At 71.5% G+C, this 22352-nt stretch carries 15 protein-coding genes; 3 read left to right on the top strand and 12 right to left on the bottom strand.

Going from position 1 to position 22352, the window contains the following annotated elements; translation table 11 throughout:
- Nucleotides 1-2: 2 nt before the first annotated feature.
- The 8 genes from WME97_RS11385 to WME97_RS11350 form a co-directional block, all read right to left on the bottom strand.
- Nucleotides 3-620, bottom strand: a complete 618-nt coding sequence (locus WME97_RS11385; RefSeq protein ID WP_437551923.1) for an SCO family protein — start codon at nt 618-620, stop codon at nt 3-5.
- The gene (locus WME97_RS11380; RefSeq protein ID WP_437551922.1) at nt 617-2806 is read right to left on the bottom strand and encodes a YncE family protein; all 2190 of its coding nucleotides are present in this window, start codon (nt 2804-2806) and stop codon (nt 617-619) included. The genes WME97_RS11385 and WME97_RS11380 overlap by 4 nt, the downstream gene beginning before the upstream one ends.
- Before the next feature lie 19 nt (nt 2807-2825).
- Nucleotides 2826-7532 carry a copper oxidase gene (locus WME97_RS11375; RefSeq protein WP_437551921.1) on the bottom strand — a complete coding sequence of 1569 codons (4707 nt, stop codon included), beginning with the start codon at nt 7530-7532 and terminating at the stop codon, nt 2826-2828.
- Nucleotides 7533-7870: 338 nt separating this feature from the next.
- Nucleotides 7871-8341: a DUF3574 domain-containing protein gene (locus WME97_RS11370; protein ID WP_437551920.1), complete on the bottom strand. Its 471-nt coding sequence runs from the start codon at nt 8339-8341 to the stop codon at nt 7871-7873.
- A gap of 133 nt (nt 8342-8474) precedes the next feature.
- Nucleotides 8475-8846, bottom strand: a complete 372-nt coding sequence (locus tag WME97_RS11365; protein ID WP_437551919.1) for a DMT family transporter — start codon at nt 8844-8846, stop codon at nt 8475-8477.
- Between the two features lie 146 nt (nt 8847-8992).
- A complete protein-coding gene (locus WME97_RS11360; RefSeq protein ID WP_437551918.1) occupies nt 8993-9427 on the bottom strand; it encodes a nuclear transport factor 2 family protein in 435 nt (144 codons plus the stop codon).
- Nucleotides 9424-10386 carry an aldo/keto reductase gene (locus WME97_RS11355; protein WP_437551917.1) on the bottom strand — a complete coding sequence of 321 codons (963 nt, stop codon included), beginning with the start codon at nt 10384-10386 and terminating at the stop codon, nt 9424-9426. The genes WME97_RS11360 and WME97_RS11355 overlap by 4 nt, the downstream gene beginning before the upstream one ends.
- A gap of 56 nt (nt 10387-10442) precedes the next feature.
- Nucleotides 10443-11534 carry a type III polyketide synthase gene (locus WME97_RS11350; protein ID WP_437551916.1) on the bottom strand — a complete coding sequence of 364 codons (1092 nt, stop codon included), beginning with the start codon at nt 11532-11534 and terminating at the stop codon, nt 10443-10445.
- Nucleotides 11535-12347: 813 nt separating this feature from the next.
- Between WME97_RS11350 and WME97_RS11345 the strand changes: the two genes are divergently transcribed.
- Together WME97_RS11345 and WME97_RS11340 are read left to right on the top strand one after the other, a co-directional pair.
- Nucleotides 12348-12758: a hypothetical protein gene (locus WME97_RS11345; protein WP_437551915.1), complete on the top strand. Its 411-nt coding sequence runs from the start codon at nt 12348-12350 to the stop codon at nt 12756-12758.
- Between the two features lie 271 nt (nt 12759-13029).
- Entirely contained in the window at nt 13030-14052 is a 1023-nt protein-coding gene (locus tag WME97_RS11340) for an OmpA/MotB family protein (protein WP_437551914.1), read from the top strand.
- Nucleotides 14053-14097: 45 nt separating this feature from the next.
- Here the strand turns inward: WME97_RS11340 and WME97_RS11335 are convergent, their stop codons facing one another.
- From WME97_RS11335 to WME97_RS11320, 4 genes are all read right to left on the bottom strand, one after another.
- Nucleotides 14098-16734 (bottom strand): VIT domain-containing protein, encoded by a 2637-nt coding sequence (locus tag WME97_RS11335; protein WP_437551913.1) that lies wholly within the window; start codon nt 16732-16734, stop codon nt 14098-14100.
- Nucleotides 16731-17207, bottom strand: coding sequence for a helix-turn-helix domain-containing protein (locus WME97_RS11330; RefSeq protein ID WP_437555360.1), 477 nt, complete (start codon nt 17205-17207; stop codon nt 16731-16733). Before WME97_RS11330 ends, WME97_RS11335 begins: the two co-directional genes overlap by 4 nt.
- Nucleotides 17208-17389: 182 nt before the next feature.
- The gene (locus tag WME97_RS11325; protein ID WP_437551912.1) at nt 17390-19372 is read right to left on the bottom strand and encodes a hypothetical protein; all 1983 of its coding nucleotides are present in this window, start codon (nt 19370-19372) and stop codon (nt 17390-17392) included.
- Nucleotides 19373-19376: 4 nt separating this feature from the next.
- Nucleotides 19377-20261, bottom strand: a complete 885-nt coding sequence (locus WME97_RS11320) for a LysR family transcriptional regulator (protein WP_437551911.1) — start codon at nt 20259-20261, stop codon at nt 19377-19379.
- 98 nt (nt 20262-20359) lie between these two features.
- Here WME97_RS11320 and WME97_RS11315 point away from each other — a divergent pair, with 98 nt between their 5' ends.
- Nucleotides 20360-22315 carry a multicopper oxidase family protein gene (locus tag WME97_RS11315; protein ID WP_437551910.1) on the top strand — a complete coding sequence of 652 codons (1956 nt, stop codon included), beginning with the start codon at nt 20360-20362 and terminating at the stop codon, nt 22313-22315.
- Nucleotides 22316-22352: the final 37 nt, after the last annotated feature.

The following is a 22352-nucleotide window of genomic DNA, read 5'->3' as shown; positions in this document are numbered from 1 at the left end:
CCTCACCGTGGGTCGTTGAGGTGCTGGACGGCGCGCGCGAGCGCCTCGGGCTCCTCGGTGGCGAACGCCTTCAGCCACATGCCGGTCGACGTGTCGCCGACGAGCAGCGTCATCGTGTGCTCGTCGGGCCGCTTCACCTGGCCGCCGAGGCGCTTCAGCACCGTGGCGACGTTCTCGGGCGTGCCGGTCAGGAAGTACCAGCCCTCGCCCGCCTTGAACTTCGCGGCGTACTCCTTCAGCGCGGCCGGCGTGTCGTTCTCCGGGTCGACCGTGATCGTCAGCATCGTCACCGCCTGCCCGCGCGCCCGCAGCAGCGCCTGCACGCGCGCGAGGTTCGCCGTCATCGTGGGGCAGACGCCCTTGCACGAGGTGAAGGCGAAGTTGATGAGCACCTTCCGGCCCCGCAGCAGCCCGTCGTAGAAGCGGTGCGCGCGGCCGTGCTGGTCGACGAGCTCGGTGTTGGTGAAGTACCGCGCCGCGGCGGCGTCGTCCTCCCGGGAGACGCCGCCGATCTTCATCCGCTCCACGCGCGGCGCCTTGCCCTCCGCGGGCGTGAAGCGCGCGGCCGAGCAGATCGCGAGCGCGAGGGCCGCCGCGGCGAGGGCCGCCCCGGGCCTCATCGCGCACCTCCGCCCTGCGCGCCGGCGCCGCGCGCGGAGACCCGCAGCGGGACGAACGGGAGCGCGCCGACAGGCGCCCCGCGCCCAGGGACGGCGGCGAGGAAGCGGTACTGGCCCGGCGCGGGCGGGGTGAACGCGACGGAGAACGTGCCGTCCCCCTCGGCCCGCGGCGCGCCGCGGAAGCGGTACCCGGCCGGGAACCGGACGACCATCACCTCGATGTCCTCAGCGTCGAGCGCGTCGAGCGGAGGGCCCCCTTCGCCTGCGGTCGCGCGGAAGCGCAGCGTCGCGGGCTCGCCCGCCGCGAGCCGCAGATCGGGCTCGAAGAGCGGCGCGATCGCGATGTCCTTCACGGGATCGCCCCCGCAGCCGGACGCGTCGGCCTCGCCGTCGCCCGGGGCGCAGCGCGCGGGCGCCACGGTCGCCTCGAGGCACACCCCCGTCCGCGGGCGGTCGAGGAGGAGCTCGACGTCGTAGAGCCCCCCCTCGCCGAGGCGCACCGTTGTCGCGTACACGCCCGGGCGCACCTCCTTGAGCGACCTGTCCTCGACGAGGATCGATCGCGGCTCGCGGCCGTAGCTCGGCAAGGTGCCGATCGGGGCCATCATGCCCTCCACGTAGACGTAGAGCGCCTTGTCGGCCGGGCTCGCGACGAGGGCGCCGTTGCCCTCGGGCAGGGGCGCGATGGGCGTGGCGAGCGCGGCCGGCCCTGGCGGCGCCGCAGCGACGAGAGGCGGGCCCTGGCCGACCGCGATGTCGACGAGGGGCGGGGTCGCCGGGCCGCCGAGGGCCGACCGGTCGACGAGCGAGACCCGCGCGGCGCCCCGGTTGCGGATGTAGGCGAAGGCCCCGGTGAAGGTGACAGCGTCCGGCGCGGCCAGCCCGGTGAGCGTGTGCGCCACCGCGCCCGTCGCGCCGTCGAGGACGGCGACCTCGTTCGCGGACGGGTTCAGCGCGAACGAGAACCGCCCGCGCGGGTCGAACTGGAGCGCGCCGAGCCCGGGCTTCAGGGCGACGCGCCCGGCGACGGCGCGGCGCGCGACGTCGAGGATCACGACCTCGCCGCGCGCGGCGTTCGCCGCGTGGACCACGCCCGCTTCATCGCTCGCCGCGATGGAGACGACCCCCTCGCCCACCGCGATCTCGCCGAGCGGCTCGAGCGTCTCGCCGTCCACCACGGCCACCGACTCGCCCTGCTGGCTCGTGATCCACGCGGCGCGGCCGCCGCCGGTGAAGGCGATCTCGTGGTGGCCCGGGCCCACCGGGAGCGTCCTTAGGACGTCCGTCGAGCGGGCGTCGATCACGCTCACCGTCCCGTCGCCGTCGTTGCCCACCCAGACCGTGCGCCCGTCGGGGGCGACCACGACGCGCGACGGATCCTGGCCGACGGGGACGTTCGTCCGGACGAGCCCCCGCCGCGTGTCGACAACGGCGAGGCCCTGCCCGCCCCGGAGCGTGACGTAGAGGCTCTCCCGGTCGGGGTGCATGACGAACGAGACGCCGCGGCCCGCGAGGCTGACCACGCTCCGGAGCTGCGTCCTGGCGAGGGCGACCTGCGGGTTGATGGCCGAGAGGGAGTTGTCCTGGTTCAGCGTCCAGAGGAGGTAGGCGTTCATGTCGACCTCGGGGCGCACGGACAGGAGGCCCGCCATGAAGCTCTTGATCTTCCCCCGGCACGCCGCCTCGTCCGGCGCGGCGTCGACCGCGCCGCTGGCGAGGCTCGCCGCGGACGCGCCGCCGGAGAAGCTCGCCGCGGCGGCGCCGTCGGCCCCGGCGCGGCGCGACATCCAGCCGAGGGGCGTGAGGCCACGGACCGGCGCGCCCGTGGACGCGTCGGTGATGGTGAACTCGGCCACGACGTCGGAGCCCGCCACCGCCGCGGCCGGCGCCGCCCCGGGGCCGGTCCCCCCGCCCTGCTGGCCGCGATCCAGCGGCCGCAGGGCGAACGCGATGGAGAGCCCATCGCGCTCGACCCGGCTCTCCTGCAGGGGAGCCGCCGGCTCCTCGGGCTGCGCCGGCGGCGCGAGCTGCGCCGGCTGCGCCGGCCGCTCGGCCCCCGGGTCCTGCGAGGCGGGGAGCGCCTCTCTCCGGCCGCAGCCGAGCGCCGCAGAGGCGCTGAGCCAGGCCAGCGAGAGCCAGAGTCCGCGCGCGCCCATCGAGGCGCCGTCCATCGAGATCCGTCGCATCACAGGCCCCTCCTCCCGCTCACGGCGTGACCCGCCAGATGCCCCAGAGCCCGCCGGTGAGCATGGCGTTCGACTGGTCCATGTAGAGGCGATCGCCGGGGACCTCGAACATGCCGCCCGACCTGAAGTAGGGAGTCACCGTCCACGCGGTCATGGGGCCGATGCCGCTGTGCGCGCTCACGGCGAAGCTCTTGCTGTTCCGGCCCTGGTACCGGGATCCCGAGCCTTGCGCCCACGGGTTGTACGCCCACTCCGTGTTCGAGAGCCCGAACGAGTGCTGGCGCCGGTGCCCCGAGGCCTGCATCACCCGGAAGCGCACGCGGTCATAGCGCCCCGCCGTGAAGACCGGCGTCGCCGGATCGCCGCGCCCCGCCGAGCTGAAGACGCCGCTGACGTCGAGGCCCGGGCGGGTGCCGAGAGGCGCGTCCGGCCCCACGCCGAGCCGCGCCCAGATGGGCTCGGCGCGGTAGTTGAACGCCTTGTGGCCCGTGAAGTCGGGATCGGGAGGGCCAGCGACGTTCGCGAGGGTGGCGCCGCAGCCCAGGGCCGGGTTGAGGCAGCGGAAAGCCGCCTGATCCGACTGCAAGGGCACCTCGTCCTGGTAGAGGAGCACGAACTCGCGGAACCAGATCTCGGAGCCGTTCTCGTCCCTGTACTTCACCTGGGCGGCTGCGCGGGAATTCCGGCTCGGGTACCAGACGGCGCCCTCCGGCTCGACGATCAGCGCGCCGATCCCGCCGTGCATCGGGTGGTTCACCACGTCCGCCATGTCCTTGAGGTTCACGGCGCCGAGCTCGATGGGTTGCCAGCGGACGTCGCCCCGGGTCGTCACGGAGATGTCGCCGGCATACCAGGTGTACGTCCGCTGCTTCCCGCGCTCGACCGTCTGATCGGGGTTCTCGCCCACGCTCGCGCCGTCGCTCGCCGTCACGTCATACGCCACGAGCTGCGGGTGCAGCGAGACGCGGTTCGACGGCTTCACCTGGTTGACGTTGAACCCGTCGACGATGGGAGCGTTGTAGTTCCAGTGAGGCGACTTCGGCAGCTCCTCGGGCAGGTCGTTGACGAGCGTGACCTCGACGCACTCGCCGGCCGCCGCGCGCAGGACGAGCGGCTCGGGCGGGCGCGCGCCCGAGCGCAGGGCGGCCAGGTCCTCCTCGAGGACGAACAGGATGGCGTTGGGATCGTGGAGCCCGTACGTCGCGTTGTACGTGAGGCGATCGTCCGGCAGGTTGCCCTTCGCGGTGATCGCGTGGACGACATAGGCCCTCTTCTGCGCCTCCGGCGGGCACACCTCGACCTCCCGGCGCCTGCCCCTCGGCAGCGACGCGCCCGAGAGCGGCAGGAGATCCGCCTGCCGCTCGCCGTGGACGCGCAGGATGCCCCACCGCCCCTCCCAGAGATCGTCCGTCGGCGCGCCCGCATAGAGGTAGTCCGCGCCGCCCGCCGCGTTCTTCCGGAAGAGGGGCGCCGCGTCGAGCGCGAGGTCCGCCTGCTCCGAGACGCCGATGACCTGCCCGTTGGCGTAGCCGCTGTCGGGATCGGTCGACTCGTTCAGCCACTTCTTCCCGTGCACGGTGAACACGTGCTGCTCCGCCTGCGCGCCCTGGGTGAGGCGGATCAGCGTGCGATCGCCCTCGTACGCGCGGAGCAGCGGCGTCGCGGGATCCCCGTGGATGCGCGAGCTGAAGACGTTGTGCATGGCGCCGGCGTCGCCGCTCTTCTGGACGACCGCGCGCGTGCTGCAGTTGCGCTCGGCGATCCGGAGCGGGATCGGCTCGTTCCGGTAATTGATGAGCCCGACGCCCGAGTCACGCCACGAGATGGCGTCGGGGGTGGAGGGCCCATGGGTGATGGCCACCGGCAGCGGCGCGGGCGCCTGCGACGACGGGTTCACCGGCCGGCCGCACTCGTCGTAGACGGGGCCATAGTCGGCGATGCTCAGGTTGAACTCGCGGAACGGGCTCCGGGGGTCGCCCGGCGGAAACAGGATGTCGGCGCGGTAGCTCGTCGGCCCGCCGTCGCTGCGATCGCCGAAGAGCGCTCCGGTCTCGGGATCGCGCCAGATCGAGCCGGCCGGCTCGACGACGAGGCCGCCGTAGAGCCCGTGGTGCTGGTGCGATGAGGCCGAGAAGTGATCGTGGGTGAAGGCCGTGCTCAGCGCGCGGTCCTGGCCGGCCTCGCTCATGATCGGATCGGCGAACCAGCGCTGTGTCGTGGTCTGCGCCCCGAGCGACGCCGTGGTCATGCGCGGGTGGCGCGTCGGGTCCTCGAGCCGCACGCGCGCCCCGGGCTCGCCGCTCCTGACGCCGGCGGCGAGGGCCCCGCCGAGCGCGTTGGCCGCCTGGATGCGCGCCGCGACCTCCTCCATCGCGAGCGCACCGTCCTCGTAGTTGAAGCCGTTCGCCCCGCCGTCCGAGGAGGTGACGTCGAACTTCACGAGGTGGATGTGCTGGCCGATGACGTCGGTGGGCGAGAAGACCTGGAAGTCGTCCGCCGCGAGCGCCGCCGGGATGAGGTTCGTCGCGTGGAACACGACGCACTCGCCGGATTGCGCGCGGATGAACAGCGGCTCCGGCGCCCTCGTGCCGTCGAGGGTGGCCTCGACGTCCTTCTCGAGGACGATCATGCGCGCCTGCGCGTCGTGCCAGCCGGCCCGGTTCACCGGGGCGTTGGTCTGGACGTAGGCCGCGCGGTAGGTGCGCACCGGCGCGTCTGGCGGGCACGGGTCCGCGAAGGGGGCGCCCGCGGCCGGCGGCTGGCCGTTCACGAGGAAGAGCGCCGGCTTGCCGTCCGCCGTGAAGGCGGGGTAGCCCTTGACGGGGAAGCCGTAGCGCTCCGGCGCGCGCACGGCGCCCGGGAACTCGCCCGCGTGGAAGTTGGCGGCCGCCACCTCCGACGGGGTGCCGTCCTTCGGCAAGAGCTGCACGTCGGCCTTGGAGAGCTGCACGTCGAAGAGGCCGCGGCCGCCGACCGCCGCGCCTCCCGGCGGCACGTTCGCGATGTAGTGGCGCGGGAGCCCGCCGTCGTGCTCCATGTCGCGGGGCGGCTGCGACGGCCGGTGCCCCGCGACCGCGGCGACGTAGAACGGATAACCCGGCATGGGGTCGCGCTCCACGGTCTTCCCGTCGGCCATCCTGACCGACGTCCGCTCGTAGGTCGGCATCGGCGCCAGCGCGACGCCGGGGATCGGCACGACCGCGGGCGTGGGCGTCCCCGCCGCGAGCTCGCCGTCCGGGAGCGAGCGGTCCGGCGTGCCCGCCTCGAAGACGTCGTGCGTGCGCCAGAGCCCCCACATGCCCTGCGCGAAATGGGCATACAGGTGGCAGTGGTAGATGGCGTCTCCCACGGAGAGGTTGCGGTTGCCGCCTCCGCCATAGGTGATGTCATACGTGTAGGCGGCCCTCGGGCCGATGGTCTGCGAGTCGATGTACGCGCTCTTCTCGTTGCCCGGCGACCGCAGCCACTGGTGGCCGTGGAGGTGGAAGACGTGCGTCTCGCTGGGGCCGGCGTGGAGGTTCCTGACGCGGACGGGATCCCCGAGGTAACCGTGGGATACGTTCGATGGGTCGTCCGGATAGAGCGCCTCTGTCGCGTTGCCGGCGTCGTCCCGATCGATGTTCAGCGCCGGATCCCCGTTGACCCACGAGCTCAGGAAGAACTCCTCGAACTTGCACTCCTCGCAGCGCTTGCTCGGGCCGATCTTCCGCTTGTTGGCGAAGACGGCGCTGCCCAGGCTGGCGGCGCCGTAGTTGATGCCGAAGCCGGTGCGTACGCCGTTGTAGCGCGGGTCCGCCTGGTACTCCGCGATGGGCTGCACGACGCTCAGGATGTCGTGGAAGAGCACCGTGAACTCGCGGAAATAGCCCATGTTCTCGGAGGCAGGGGACCCGGCCTCCGTCTCGTCGAAGCCCGCGATGATGGCGTTGACGTCGCCGTGCACGATCTCGCCGGCGTCATCGATCATCTTCAGGATCGGCTGACCGGACGCGTCGACCGCGTTGTAGTCGATGCGCGGCGTGCCGTCCGGGTTCGACGGGTTCAGGGAGGCGGCCGAGAGCTCCGCGGCCGTCACCTGCGAGCGGTACGCGACCGCGCCCGGCGGCTCGACGGTGACGGCGCCGTACAGCGTCTGGGAGATCCGCCGCCCCGGCCCCGGCTCCGAGCCGACCATGGCGCCGCCGCTGTGCATGAGGAACGTTCCCTCGCGGCCGGCGAAGAGCTCGTACGTGCGCGTCTCGCCCGGCGCGGCCAGGGAGCTCTCGTTCTTCCCGACGTCGCCCGCGAGCGCGTCGATGTTCCGGATCTGGAGCCCGACCACCTGGATCGAGGCGTCACGGGTCGACGCGGAGGTGCTCGGCAGCGGGCCGGTCGCGGGCGTGAGCCAGTTGGTGAACGAGATGGAGAGCCTGTCGCCGGCGTTGACCCGCAGGACGAGGGGCCTCGGGCGCTTGCCCGGGCGCAGCGTCGCGTTGCCGGGACCGATGGACTTCGACGGATCGGCGGCCACCACGTCCCGGCGGAGCGCGTACACCATGCCCCCGGGGTTGAACGCGCCGAGGCGATCGTAGACGAACATCTGATCGATGGCCACGACGTCCGCGAACACCGTCCTTCCTGACGCGGGTGCATGGAAGTCGTAGCGCACCTCATCTTGGCTCTCCAGGACGCTCTCCTCCTCCGGAGGAGGCCCTTCGGAGCCGGAGCACCCAAGGACAGCCACCATCGTCATGGCCCATCCGGGCCGCCAGGGAAGCCTCATCAGCACGGGGATCTCCTTGCTCCGGGTGGAGCCGAGCAGGAGCGCTCGCGTCGAACGCTTTTTGTATGAACGCCAGGCACGAGCACGCCGACGGATGCGCGCAATGCAATGCGCGGCCATGCGCCGACCGAAGCCTGGCAGTTGTAATAAAACTCTGTCTCCCAGCCCCCCTCGGGTCAAGAATCTTCGCGATCAGGGGCCCGCCGGGCCGAGAGAACAGGCGCTGTTCCGAACAGACACGCGCGGGACATGCGCTGTCCCCGCGGCGGGCGGAGCGCTGCCTTCAGCGGCGGTTCCAGGCGTCAGAAGCCGACGCAGACGGGCTCGTCGATGCGCAGCACGGATTCCTGGTTGAAGCGAACCTTGTATTCCTTGCGGATCGCGTCGATGGCGTCCGAGGCGACCTGGCCGCCGTCGTGGAGGAGCATGATCAGCCGGCTGTCCTCGCGGATGAGCTTCCCCGTCGTCGCGAGGTACTGGCCGTCGACATCGAACTGGGTCAGCCCGTCCTTGAAGCGCGGGGTGATCGCCGTGTCGACGAACTGCTGCCACTCCGCCTGCGTCACGGGGGGCAGCTCGAACCGGTCCAGACCGAAGAAGAGCTCGGTCCGCGTCATCGGATCGCCGCGCCCGCAGGCGGCGCCGGCCCGGCCGGGCGAGGGGTGCGCGGCGTCCTTCCGCGCGCCATGGCACGCGGTCGTCGCGAGCGGCGTCGCGAGCGGCGTCGTGAGGAGCACGGCGAGCAAGGCACGCGGGAGCGTTCGGCTGCGCATGGCGGCGGTCTCCGGGGTGAGGGCGTTCGGGCGCGAGGCGCGCGCCACCGTACCACGGCCCCACGCCGAGGGCGGGCGGACCGGCAGGCCGGTTTGGCAGTCCGGCGTCGCGCCGCGGAGGCCGGCCGGGGGCCTAGGCGATGTTGTACGCGAGCAGCGCGATCCCCGCCGCGATCAGGACGATGCCGCCGATCTGCAGCGCCGTCAGCGTCTCGTGCAGGACGTAGACGGAGAAGACCGAGATGAGCAGGAAGCCGCCCGACGACATGATCGGATAGGCGATCGACAGGTTGATGCGCTTGAGCGCCAGGACGTAGAACAGGATGTTCGACGCGAAGAGCACGAGCCCCAGCACGAGGTGGTAGTTCGTGACGAGCGCGAGGCACTTCTCGAAGAGGGACAGCCCCTCCATCGAGGGGACGCGCCGCGACGCCAGCTTCATCAGGATGTTCGCTGTCGCGTTGAAGACGAGGGCGATGATGAGGAAGAGGTAACCTTGAGCCATGGCTGACGTGCGGCGAGCGCGCTCCCCGGGGGAGCTCGCCGTGCCCGGGAGGGCACCGGCGCGGCGCGCAGCAGTAGCAGATCCGGGAGGGTGGCGGGAACGACAAAGGGTGGGGCGAGGCCGTCGTGGCGCGGCCCCTCGGCGCCTCAGGCGGGCGGGGCGCCGCTCTCGTCGCCGAGGAACGCCATCACGGAGGCCACGTCGTACGCGTTCTCCCAGTGCTCCGTGATCAGGCCCCCGCGGAAGCGCCAGACCCCGCAGAACGGCATCGCCAGGCTCGCGCCGCCGAGGTGGGCGCGCAGCACGCCGAACGCGGCGCCGAAGTGATCGTTGGCGAAGATGTGCTGCACGTCCATCAGCAGCGTGCCGCCGGTCATGCGGATCAGCTCGCGCTCGTGGGTGGCGGCGGCCGCCTTGCCGACGACGCGGCCGGCGGCCCTGTCGCGGCAGAGCTCCCGGTGCGCTGTGTGCAGGACCATGTCGTCGGCGACGAACTCCCCGATGCGCGACAGATCGGCGTAGAGGGTGCGCAGCTTCTGGACGTTCGGGTGGGCGGCGCTGGTTTGCAGCTGGGTGCTCATGGCATCTCCTCCGTGCGGGCGGCCCCCGATTCCGACGCCGATGGACGCCACGTCTTCGCGGCGGCGGCGGCGTCCTCGATGGCGGCCAGCTCGCTCTCGTCGAGCTTCATGTCCGCCGCGCGGCAGTTCTCTTCCAGGTGCTTGATGGACGAGGTGCCGGGGATGGCGAGGATGGACGGCGACCTGTGCAGCAGCCAGGCGAGGGCCAGCTGGGCGGGCGTCGCGCCGCGCTCCTTGGCGAGCCCGGAGAGGACGCTGCCGGGCTTGGCGAGGTCGCCGTGTCCCATGGGGAACCACGGGATGAACGCCATGCCGTGCTGCTCGGCGTACCGCAGGGCCTTCTCCCCGGACCGGTCCGCGACGTTGTACAGGTTCTCCACGGCGGCGATCTCGGTGATCTCGCGCGCCTTGGCGAGCTGCTCCACGGTGACCTCGGGCTGCCCGGAGAGGCCGATATGGTGGATCTTGCCCTGCTCCTTGAGCCGCGCGAGCTCGCCGAGCTGATCGGCCAGCGGTACGGCCGGGTCGATGCGGTGGAGCTGATAGAGCTCGATGCGCTCGAGCCCGAGGTTTCGCAGGCTCATCTCCACCTGCTGGCGGAGGTACGCCGGACGCCCGCACGGGACGATGTACGGGCGCCCCTGGACGGTCCAGTCCTCCGGTCCGGAGCGCAGCAGCCCGCCCTTGGTGGTGATCACGAGCCCCGCCGGGTACGGATGGAGGGCACGGCGGATGATCTGCTCGTTGGTGTCCGGGCCGTAGGCGTCGGCGGTGTCGATGAAGTTCACCCCGAGGTCGACGGCGCGACGCAGGAGCCGGACGGCCGCGTCCGGGTCGGCCGGCGGCCCCCAGTAGCCCGGCCCGGTCAGGTACATGGCGCCATAACCCATGCGGCATACGGGACGGTCGCCTCCGAGCGTGAACCTCAGCGACGGCGTCTTGAGCGATGCGTTGGTCATCAGCCTTCCCTTCCTCTTCTCACACGATTTTCATGGCAGGAGCGACAGGGCCGCTGTCACGCGGCGGAGGACGAACGCGCTCCGCCCCTGCTCTGGCCGTGATCGTTCACCCAGGAACCGACGGCCATCTCCGCCGTGATCCCCGGGCCGAACCCCGCGATCACGCCGCGCGCGCCGTCGGGCATCGGCCTGTCCGCGAACAGGCGTCCTAGAGAGTCGAGCACCACCGCGCTCGCGATGTTGCCGTATTCCGTCAGCGTGGCCCTGCTGTACCGGAACGACTCCTGCGGCACCTCCAGGTACCTGCACAGATCGTTGAGGATGCGCGGACCGCCCGCGTGGACGATGTAGAAGTCGAGGTTGCCCACGTCCCAGCCGTGGCTCGAGACGAGCCGGCGCATCACGGGGGCGAGGGGCTTCATAGTCCCGGGGACCCGCTTGTCGAGCCGGAAGTGAAACCCCGTGTCCTTGACGGCGTACGAGATCCACTCCTCGGTGTCCGGGATGAGATACGCCTCGTTCCGCTCCAGCCGGATGCCGGTGCCCCCGCTGCCCCGGACGACGACCGCGCCCACCGCGTCCCCGAAGAGGCCGTCGGACAGGAGCGATCCGACGTCATCGTCCGTCGGCTGGTAGCAGAGAGAGCAGAACTCGCAGGCCACGATGAGCACGTTGGCCTTCGCGTGAGCCGCGCAGAAGTCGTGCGCGCGGCTGATGGCCGCCGCCCCGGCCGCGCAGCCGAGCTGCGCCATGGGGATCTGGCGCGTATCGTGCCGGAAGCCCATGGCGTTGATCAGATAGGCCGTCATAGACGGCATCATGAAGCCGGTGCACGAGACGAAGATGATGGCGTCGATGTCCCGCGCCGTGAGCTCGGCGTTCTCCAGCGCCTGCCGTATCACTGGCGGCACCCGTCGCTTGGCCTCCCGTTCGTAAATCCTATTTCTGATCTCGAAACCAGGGTGAGCGAGCGCCTGCTCCAGCGGCTGCACGATGTGCCGCTTCTGCACCCCGGTGCCGTTGATGAGCCGCAGTACGAGCTTCAGCTGCGGGTTTCTCGCGTGCAGCCGCTCCGCCAGCTTCAGCGTGTCTTCCCGCGTGATGATGAACTCCGGAACCGCGACCTCCGGCCTGCACAGTGTGGCCATACTTCCCCCCTACACATGATGAACTCGGAACGTCCGGCGTCGGCCGAGCCGCAGCGAACGGCGCCATGGAGCGGCACACGGAAGCAAGGACGTCGCGTCGATCGACCGCCTGCCGCGCCGCCGGCTCTACAAAGCCCGGAATCCCCTCCGGACGCCCATGGCGCCGCAGCGTCGGGCCGCCAACGATTCCATCGAATACCGCAGGAAACACACATCGTCAATGGAAGGCGTGCGATTCCTAACAAGCCCTGTCCGACCAGCGAATATCCGACTCGCCATCCGTGCTCAACGTCGATTGTTCCTCATCCGCGCGCGCGTGCGTCCGCGCTCCCCGGCGGAGCGCAGCGCGGGCGGCGGCGCCCCGCGCCCCGCGGCGCGAGCGCGCCAGACGCACCCGGGTCTGCCCTGGGCAAGCCACCTCTCGCGCTCGCACCGCGGACGGCGCCCCCTGCGGGCGGAGCATTGGCGCGCACACTCAGAGTTGCAGTCTCGCAAGAGCGCCCCCCCGGCGTCGATCGGCGGCGCGCGCGAACATGAGTGTTCGCGCGCGAACGACCGATGAAGTGATGCCCTTTATCGGAGCCCTGCTATCGTGGGGTCAGGGGCCGATGTGGTCCGCCTCCACACTACCCTGGCAGGTGCCATTCCTGCTTTTTTGCCGTCAACTTCGTCTCGCGACGTAAATCCACCGATGCCTGCCGCGGCGACGCGCGGCATGAGCTCGAGATGAACAGCACCTCTCGCGCGGGAACGAAGGACGAAGGCGAGAAAACCGTTAAACGACGACGGGGATCCACCGTGAGTGCGCACAACATGACATCGCTGCATACGGACAGCACGACGAGCACGACGACGCCCGCATCGGCCGAGAACCACGAAAGCCACGCGATCGATCGGCCATCGCTCCGGAGCGCAGCGCCTCCGGAGCGCGAGCCGACGCTGCACCGAGCGCCCGAGGACGGCCAGGGGCGAGGCGCCGACCCCCGGATGACCGCGAGCCTCTTCTCGACGTCGACATCGAAGACGCCGGGAGAGATCGACTCGGCGATGAAGATCCTGGCCAAGTCGGTCGCGCGGGAGCTGAGCAAGCATGGATATGGCCCTCGGGAGGCGATCGTCCTCTCGACGGAGCTCGTGCGGCTCATCTCTGCCGAGCTCGAGAACCGCAGGAAGGTGCATCAGGCCTCGCCGCCGAACGGCGCCGGCCACGAGCGGCTGTCGTAGGCAGGCTCACCCGCATCGCGAACGAGCGCGGGACCGCGCGCGGGCGGATCGATCCCGGAGCGGATCGGCCCCTCGGCCCGGTCCCTCAGCCCGGTCCCCTGCCCAGGTCTTGGAGGCCGGGGCGCGCCCCGGCCCGGCCGCGCCTTGTGGGATCACGGCCGCTCGGATAGGCTCCCGCCCGCTCAGCGCACCGGCGCGAGAAGGATGGATCCGGATGATCCGGCGAGAAGGAGCCTGCAAAGTGCAATTGCCTGTTTCGGGTGTCGCAGAGGTGAGCGCGAAGAGGCGCGCCGAGGCCTCCCCTCCCCGCGCCCTCCGGGCCGCTTTGGCCGGGCGCGGCCTGGCCGCGCTGGTCGCGTCTGCGCTCCTCGCCGGGTGCGGTTACACCGAGTTCGAATGGCAAGCTCAGCTCGACCGGTCCGAGCGCCTCCAGCGCGAGCTCGCGACCAGCCAGGCGCGCGTCCGCCAGCTGGAAGAGCAGGGCCCGCGCGGCGGCGCCGCGGCCGATCCACACTGGGCGAACGATCCGATCTCGGGCCTCGACGTCGGGCTGGGCGCGACGCCGCCGCGCGGCGAGCCGGCCGGGGCCCGCCCGGCGTCGGAGCGCGACAGCGACGTCCTCAGGGCGTTCTTGCCGGTCGCCGGCGGAGACGTCACGGTCGCGCCGCGCGACGGCCGCGTGGTCATCTCGATCCCGAGCCGGGTCCTGTTCAAGGGGAACCGCGACGCGCTCTCCCCGGCGGGGGAGAAGGTGCTGAGGGACATCGCCGCGATCATCCGCAGCAACGAGCCGCTCAAGGGCCTCGGCTACCAGGTCGTCGGCCACACGGCGAGCGGCACGCCCGGCGTGGCGTGGCGCAACGGCTGGGACGTGACGGTCGCCCAGGCGCGCGCCGTGCTGCTCTTCCTCGCGCAGCCCAAGGAGGCCGGCGTGCCCCTCGCGCGGCTCAGCCTGGCGAGCTTCGCCGATCTGCCGCCTGCCGACGCAAGCGGCGGCGCCCCGGCGCAACCGGCGGAGCCGCGCGTGGAGATCGTGATCGAGGGGACAGCGCAGCTCCCGGAGGGCCCTGCTCGCCCGGCTGGCGCGGCACCGGCTGGCGCTGCACCGGCTGGCGCGGCACCGGTTGGCGCAGCACCGGCTGGCGCAGCACCGGCTGGCGCAGCACCGGCTGGCGCAGCACCGGCTGGCGAGCCTCGTCCGGGTGGTGCGGCCCGCCCGGCTGGCGAGACCCGCCCGGCTGGCGAGACCCGCCCGGGAGCCGGCACGAAGGGCGGGGACGACACGTACCCGTGAGGGCGGCGCGAGGGCTGCCGCGGCCGTCCGGCCGCGGTGAGCCTGTCATGCGCCGTGCAGCTCCTCGACCCTTAGCCTGAGCAGCTCGGCGTCCCCGAGCTCGCCCAGCAGCGCGCGTACCGCCTCGGGCGCGGCGGCCGCCACGGCGTCGCGGACCTGCGCCCGCAGCCGCCGGCCGCCCGCGACGAGGTAGGCCGCCGCGAGCGCCGCGGCCACCTCCCCGTCGGCGCCGCCGCGCTGGAGGAGCGACGCGGCCAGCGCGCAGAGCGCCTCGATCGCCTTGGCGATCTGGGCGCCGTAGATGGGGTGGGCCGAGTCGACGCCCTGGTCATGGCACGCCGCGAGGCACAGGGCCGTGCTGAAGAGCCGGCCGAGATCGGTCGAGTCGCCGCGCTCCCAGAGCCCGGACGCGAGCTGCTCCTCGAAGACGCGCCCCAGGCCGTCCCCCTGCGACGAGACCCCACCTGGAACGGCGCTCGGCGCCGGCGCGGCGGCCGGGGCCGGCGGAGGCACGTGGTGCGGCGACGCGGGGCCGCCCGGCGCGGCGGCGGCCGGGGGCGCGACCGAGCCCGCCGCCCGGTCGGCCGAGCCGCGCGCGGCCGCGGCCCCTTCGGGCTGGAAGAGCTGCTTGGCGCGCGCCAGCAGACCGCCCGCGGCGGGCGCCGACCTGGGCGGGGCGGCGGCCGCCATGGGAGCAGGCGCGGGGGCCCTGGATCTCATGACGACGGGGCCGCCCGGGCCGCCCTTCCTCGGGGCGCGCCCGTCCGTCGCCCTCACCATCATCGCGTCGAGCACGGGCACGGACGCCGCCGCCCCCGGGCCGCGGTGGCTCGACATCCCCCACCCCGCCGGCGCGCTCACCGGCACGGGCCGCGCCTCGGGTTGCCCGTGGGCGCGCCGGTCGCCCGTCCGCCGCTCGATCACCATGAACGACGCGTGCTTCGACGCCACCCGGTGCCGGACCGCGAGGTCCACGATGCGCTTTCGCATCGCCTCGGCGCGCTTGCCGGAAAGCCCGCGCTCCGACTCCTCGAGCTCCCGCACCCGCGCGCCCGCCCACAGCGCCTCGAGGCCGGGCCGCGACGCCTCCGCCGCGAGCTCGACCGGCACCTCGAGGTGGAAGCGCTCCCCGCGCAGGGTCCCGCGGAGCGAGAGACGCCCCATCCCCGGCTGCCCGTAGCGGCCGTAGAGCACCCACGGCTCGCCGTCGACGAGCGCAGGGCGCTCGGCCGGCGCGAGCTCGCCGACGTCGACCCCCTCGAAGCGCGCCTCGAGCCCGGTGACCCGGACCGCCGTCGCCCGCGCGAACTGCGCCGTGACCTTCTCGTCGATGCGCTCGCCCGGGTGGATGAACTCCGCGGCGCCCTCCGTCCGGCGCGCGAGATCGCTCACCAGCACATCGCTCACGTTCGTGCCGATGCCGAACGAGTAGATCCGCACCCCCTTGCCCCGCGAGACGACGCGATCGACGATCTGCGCCTCATTGCCGACCTGACCGTCCGTCAGCAGCACGACAACGCGGTCTCGCTCCGCGTCGCCGAGCATGCTCACGGCCGCGAGCAGCGGATTCAGCATCTCCGTCCCGCCGTCCGCGCGGAGGCCCTCGACGAACGCGTCCGCGGCCTTCAGGGTCGCCTGCGTGAACGGGGCGAGCGACGGATCGAGCGACCGGAAATCGCTGGAGAAGGCGATCACGCCGAACCGATCCCCCTCGGCGAGGTGGCGGAGGCACAGCCGGAGCGCGCGCTTCGCCTGGTCGAGCGACTCGCCCTGCATCGATCCCGACACGTCGACGACGAACACGACGTCGCGCCGGGAGGACGCCCGCTTCGCGTGTGCATGCGTGTCGAAGAGGTCCGGCACCACGGTGAGGGCGAAGGTGCCCTCCTGGCCAGGGGCCCTGTCGCACACCACGCCTGCCTGCACGCCCGGCGCGCCCGCCGCGAGCAGCACGATGTCCCGATCGAGCGCGGCCTTGTCGTTCCGGAGCGAGACCCGCTGGCGATACCCCTCTTCGCGGCGCACCGAGAGCGCGTGCGAGGGGCTCTCGATCGCGACGTCGCGCCCGAGATCGAAGACGATATCCACGGTGATCCCGTAGTCGACCCGCGCGATCTCGGGGGAGATGCGGTCGGCGTCGGGCACGTCGCCCGTGGGCTCCTGGACGCCGTGCGCGGTCCGGTCGCCCCCGGTCGCGCCGGGGATGTAGCGGGGCGCGACGAGGGTCGGGATCATGAGCCGCAGCGCCCCCTCGTCGGCCGTGAGCGCCTGCACGAACGTGACCTCGACGACCGTCTCCTCCCCCGGCAGGAGGTTGCCGACGCTCGCCGTGAACACGTTGCGCCGCTCCTCGTCGAGCAGCGCCGCGCCGTGGCCGGTGGCGATGGCCTCGTCGTAGGCCTGGAACGCCTCTTCACGCTCCTTGACCTCCCCCTCGAGCCTGCGGCCGGCGCACTCCATGGCGAAGCCCGCGATGCTCGCCTCGCCCGGGAGCGGGAAGGTGTAGATCGCCTCGATCGGCCGGCGCTCCTCGTTCCGGTAGCGCTGCCGCACGACGAGCCGCGCCGCGCCGCCGAGGACCTCGCCCGAGAGGGAGACGCCGAGCAGCGGCACGGGGTGGCCCTCGGAGGTGCGGAGACACGACATCGGCGACGGGTGCGAAGGATCGTGGGAGGGGTTCATCGCGAGCCTTTCGGGGCAAGGGTTGTGTAACGAGACTCGATATCGAGGGCGATGCGCCGCGAGCTCTCCGGGGCGTCGGTCCGCACGTGGAGCTCCACCCCGTCGGCGAGCTCGACCCGCTCCCAGCGCGCGCCGCGCGGCGCGGCGGCGGGCGGGCTCGAGGCGCGCGGCGCCGCGGCGGCCTCCTCCGGGCCGGCGCAGCGCGCCTCCAGAGCGCGCGGCGGCGCTCCCGCGGCGATGCGCTCGATCTCGTCGAGGCCCGCGCCCGCGAGGCGCGCCTGGATCTCCTCGAGCGGCAAGTGCGCCTGCTGGAGGACCTTGATGGCGCGCAGCCGCGCGAGGTGCTCTCGCCCGTAGGAGGTGTCCTTCCCGCGGAACTCCGGCGCCGGGAGGAGGCCGCGCTGCACGTAGTACCGCACCGTGCGCGGCGCCACCCCCGCCTCGCCCGCGAGCTCGTCGAGCTTGTACGTCATCACGAGGAGCATCCTGCATCGAGACACTACAACTGTCAAGTATACAGCTTCAGTTTGCCTGCACCCATGCATCTTCAGCGGAAAATTGAACAGGGAGACGGGGAGGCGGGGAGATCTGGGATTCTACTCCTCGCCTCCCCGCCTCCCTGTTCAATTTTCCCGAATAAATTCGAGGAGATACTTCAGAGCAGGTACTTGACCCCGAAGCCGAACTCGATGAACCCGAGCCCAGCCGGGTCCGAGAGGACATCGTCCTTCTTGTTCCAGAGGAACTTGTAGCGATAGCAGGCGCCGTCGCACCCCTCCTGATCCTTCTTCTTGAAGGGCGCCGAAAGGCGCAGGGAAGCGCCGCCGGAGACGACGAGGTGCTTCGAGAGGGCGGGCACGCCGACCATCACCTCGATCCGAGGGGTCACGGCGTTCAGGAGGACACGGCCCGAATCCTCGTACTCGACCGCCTCCGAGCGCCGCAGCGCGAGCTCGCTCAGCGGGGCGAGGAGGTCGATGAAGGAGGGTTGAATGGCGAAATAATAGGCATCCGTATAACGCACGACGCCGCGCAGGTTGATGGTGTTCGCGGAGGGCACGATCCTCGGCGATCCGCCCTCGCCGTCGATGTAGCTCGGGCTCCACGACACGCGCAGCGCCATGTCGGGCCTGTAGAAGGCGTGACCCCACGGTCGATCCATGCCGCCCCCCGTGCCCAGCTCCCGGAGCACCTCGACGGACGCCTCCCGGAACGCGGCCCGGTCGGCGTCCGAAGGGTTCTTGTCGTTGACCGTCGCGAGGACATAGACGATGACCGCCTCGGCGAAGCGCCGGTAGATCTCGACCTGATCCCCCTCGCCTCCAGGCCGCGAGGAGAAGAACGTCCTGATCGCGCGGCTCGCTGCCTCCCCGTATTCTCCCTGGCTGGCGAGCCGGATCGCCGGCCAGAGGTCCGCCTGGAGGTCGCCGATCTTCGTCAGCGCCGAGGACTGTCGCTCGATCTGGGCGCAGATCTGGCCGATCAGGTCCTTGTCACAGAGATCGCGGAGGGCGCCGCCGGCGGCGCCGATGACGTTCACGAAGCTCACGAGATCGAGGTTGTTCGCGCCGCCCCGCGTGCCGATGTTCCACTGGACCCGGAGGCGCTCGAGGTTGCTCAACCTCGAGCGCAGCTCCCGGGCACGGGCGGCTGCGTCTGCCTCGGCGGCGGCAGGCGCGGCGGGCGCGGCGGGCGCGGCGGACAAGAGGACAGGGATGATCTCGTCGAGCTTCTTGCCGCCCCGCAGGACGTCTCTCGTGACCAGGATCGCCTCGTCCAGGAGTGTTCTCCTCACGGCGTCGTCCGTCACCTCGAGGGCCTTCGCGGCGGTCGCGCCGACCACGACGGCGGCTGCCCTGATGAAGTGCTCCTCCGCCAAGGCGTCTTTCCTCTGGAGAATGGCGCGAACGGCGAACGCGAGCTCACAGGCGTAGCTGGTCCCTGACGCTGCGCTCGCGCCGCAGTCCTTCTCGAGCGGCGACGGCGCGCCTGCGTCCGTGACGCCCGAAGCGAGATCCTCCTTGAGCACGGAGACACAGGTGTTCAGCGACCGCGGGTCGAGCCTGGTCCACGTCAGCTTGCTGGGCGCCGCGCGCTCGGCGCGAGCGTCGTCGGCGCTCGCGAACTTGTGCAGGAGCTCGATGCTCTGCGTCCCCTGCGGCTTTCTTATCTGGCCCTCGCTCGACGTCAGCCCGACGTAGACCATGTGCCCCGCGAAGCCCGCGGCCTCGTCCGTGACGCTCGTCCGTATCGCGTTGAACTGCCGCCGGAAGACCCGCTGGAGCGTGAGAGGGAAATAGGTGAGGATCGGGAACCCGCTCTTTATGCTGAGCCTCAGCTCGCCGCGCCTCTTCTCCAGCGCCTCCTTCGCAGGACCGTCAGCGGCCTCTCCGAGCTGGTCGACGATCCCCACATAGTCGTTGAGTTGCTGCTCCGTGCTCGCCCGGCGCGCCGTCTGGCACACCAGGTTGGGGACGACCGCCTCGGCGACCTCCCGCTGGATGAGATCCTCGATGATGTCCCTCACGTCCTCGTAGACGGCGTCCGCGATCTGAGCGCTCGCCGTTCCAGCGAAGCTCGTCACCGCCATCGCGGCGGCCGCGCACAGGGTCGCGATTCTCCGGGGGTATCTCGCCATGGCGCTACATTTTCCCGAGCGACGCGCGCACGTGCCCGATGAACACCTTGATCTTCGGTATCTCCGACAGCGCCCCCGGGACGCTGAGCCGCACGGGCCGCTCCTGCCCGACCACGTCGGGCAGCACCGGCACGAGCACGTCCGGCCCCACGTCGGGGTCGGGCACGAGCGCGTCGGGGACGAGGCCGATGCCCAGGCCGGAGATGCAGCAGTGCCGGATGAAGTGGATGTCCGTCGCGATGAGGGCCGGCTCCACGGTGAAGGGCGCGCCCCGCCATGTCCGCCAGGTGCGCGCGTCCTCGCCCGGGGCCTGCCACGCGAACAGCTCATGGCGCTTCAGATCGTCGATCGTCTGTGGCGTGCCGCGCCGCTCCAGGTACCCGCGGCTGGCGATGAGCCACTCGCGGACGCGCAGGACGACGTGCGATATCCAGTGTCCGCTCGGCGCGTCCTCGCCGAAGTGGACGGCGATGTCGATGTCCGTGAGCGCCTCCCCCAGCGGATCGTTGCTGAAGCGGCAGTGGACGTGGAGCCTCGGATACGCGCTGCGAACGGCGGCGAAGAGCGGCGTCATCATGTGCGGCGGCAGCCCCACGGGCAGGATGACCCGCAGGGTGCCCGAGGGCGCGTCGCCCACCTCCCGGATCGAGGCCAGGAGCGCGGCGGCCTCCTGCACCATGCCGCGCCCCTTCCGGGCGAGCACCTGCCCGGCCTCGGTCGGCACGACGCCGTTCCTCACGCTCTCGAGCAGGAGGACGCCGGCGCGCGCCTCCAGCGACGCGACCTGACGCCGGAGCGTCGTGCGCGACGAGCCGAGCGCGCGCGCCGCGCCCAGGAAGGAGCCGGCCTCGACCACAGCGAGGAAGGCGCGAAGCTCTTCGAGGTCCATACACCCTGCCACTGTCCGCATTCTAGCCAGGGGTGACCGTCTTCGGCCATCCACATGCGGCGCCGCTCGATAGTGTCGCGAAAGGAGGAGACAAGTTGATGGCACGAGACGATTCGCACGCGCTCACGCGCACAGGCTCGCTCGCGGCGCTGGCCCTCTCCCTCGCGGCGCCCGCGGGCTGCGGCGGAGGCGAGGAGACGAGCACGACGAGCACGACGCCGCAGACGACGTCCACGTACGAGGACCCCCCCGAGCTCCAGCCGGGCGCGGACGGAGCGTACGAGCTGCGTTTCGGCCCGAGCGAGGTCGAGATCGACGGGCGCCGGTTCTGTCTCCGTGCGTACAACGGAATGACGAGCGGCCCCACGATCCGCATTCCGAAGGGCGAGGATCGCAAGGTCCACGTGACCCTGCATAACGACTTCACGAAGAGCGACTTCCGCGAGATCGCGAGCATGATGGGCCATGGCAACAGGTCGTGCCACGACTTCAACCTGACGAACTTGCACGGCCACGGCCTGCACGTGCAGCCCAACTTCGCGACGGACGATCCCGCGGACCCGTGCGAGGGGGACGGCTGCGCGCCCGAGGGGAGGTATTTCGGCGACCACGTGCTGCACGCGGTGGGGCCGGGTGAGAGCGCCCGGTACCGCTGGGACCTGGACGAGGACGGGATCCACCACGAGGGCACGGACTGGTACCACCCTCACATCCATGGCTCCACGGCCATCCAGGTCATGGATGGGGCCGCCGGGGCGCTCCTCATCGAGGGCGCGCTCGACGAGCTGCCCGGCATCGCCAGGGCCAGAGAGCGGGTGATGGTCATGACGCAGGTGGCCATCGATCACCAGAACACGGTGCCCTTGAAGGAGGGAGAGGCCTGCACCGAGGACAACCTGTCGGTGACCGACTTCCTCGCTGTCGAGTCGCTCCGGGCCACGCTGATCAACGGCAAGCTCAGGCCGCGGCTCACGACGCCGCCCGGGCAGGTGGAGCGCTGGCGCATGGTCTACGCGGGCAGCCCGGACGAGATGGGGATGAAGCTCCACGTCGCGAAGGACGCTTCATGCTCCGATTTCGACAAGGCGCCCATCGAGACGACGCAGATCGCGCGCGACGGGCTGACGCTCCCGCAGTTCTACAGGAGCGACACGGTGTGGGTCTCCCCCGGGTACCGCGCCGACGTGATGGTGAAGATGCCTGAAGGCAAGCAGACGCTCTGCCTCGTAGGGCGCCGGCCGAACGATCTCCTGGGGAGCGTGATCGCGATCGTCGACGTGGATCCGAGCGCGGGCGAGCCCACCGAGGTGAACCTGCCCGCGGAGGCGGACGTGGCCGCGCTCGCGCCGCCGACGTCGTGGACCGGCACGGTCGACGGGAAGGAGATGGAGGTGAGCTGCGATTCGGTCGAGGCCGTGCACCAGAAGGTGGTGCTCCTCGTGCCCACGCCGGGGAGCAACCCGCCCGATCTCAGCAGCGATGTGGCGCTCATGTCCTGTGACCCGGGAGACCACCCGCACGAGGTCGATCCGGACGCGCCGGTGTGCATCTGCCCGGATCCCAACATCAGCTGCCGCAAGTTCGACGAGCGGCGCGCCCGCGGCTACCGGAGCGATCGGGTCATGACCGTCGGCAGCGCGGAGCGGTGGGAGATCCGCGCGTTCGACGGGCACCCTTTCCATATCCACATCAACCCGTTCCTCGTGTGCCCCAACAAATCGAACAAGGAGCCCAACTTCGCCCACTGGCGAGACACGATGTGGGTCCAGGTCGAGGACGGGCCGCGCGACGTGATCATGAACCCCCGGAAGTTCACGGGCCAGTTCGTGGCGCACTGCCACAAGCTGAACCACGAGGACGAAGGGATGATGGAGCTCGTGGAGATCTGCGACCCGGGAGATGAGGAGTGCCTGTGTCAGGGGACGGACGAGAGCGGCGCGTGCATCTCCCAGGCGGGGTGTCAGCCGGACGATCTCGCGTGTCAGTTCGCGAAGACGGCGACCGACGCGTACCCGGCGCCGCCGCCGCCGAACCTGGAGATCTGCGGGCCGTGATGGCGCCCGTCGCGTCGCCCCGCTGACGGGAGGCCGG

The sequence above is a fragment of the Sorangium sp. So ce367 genome (genome assembly GCF_051520455.1).
Classification (GTDB): domain Bacteria; phylum Myxococcota_A; class Polyangia; order Polyangiales; family Polyangiaceae; genus Sorangium; species Sorangium cellulosum_B.
The sequence above is the reverse complement of the archived record's forward strand: the minus strand, read 5'-3'. Positions and strand labels throughout refer to the sequence as shown.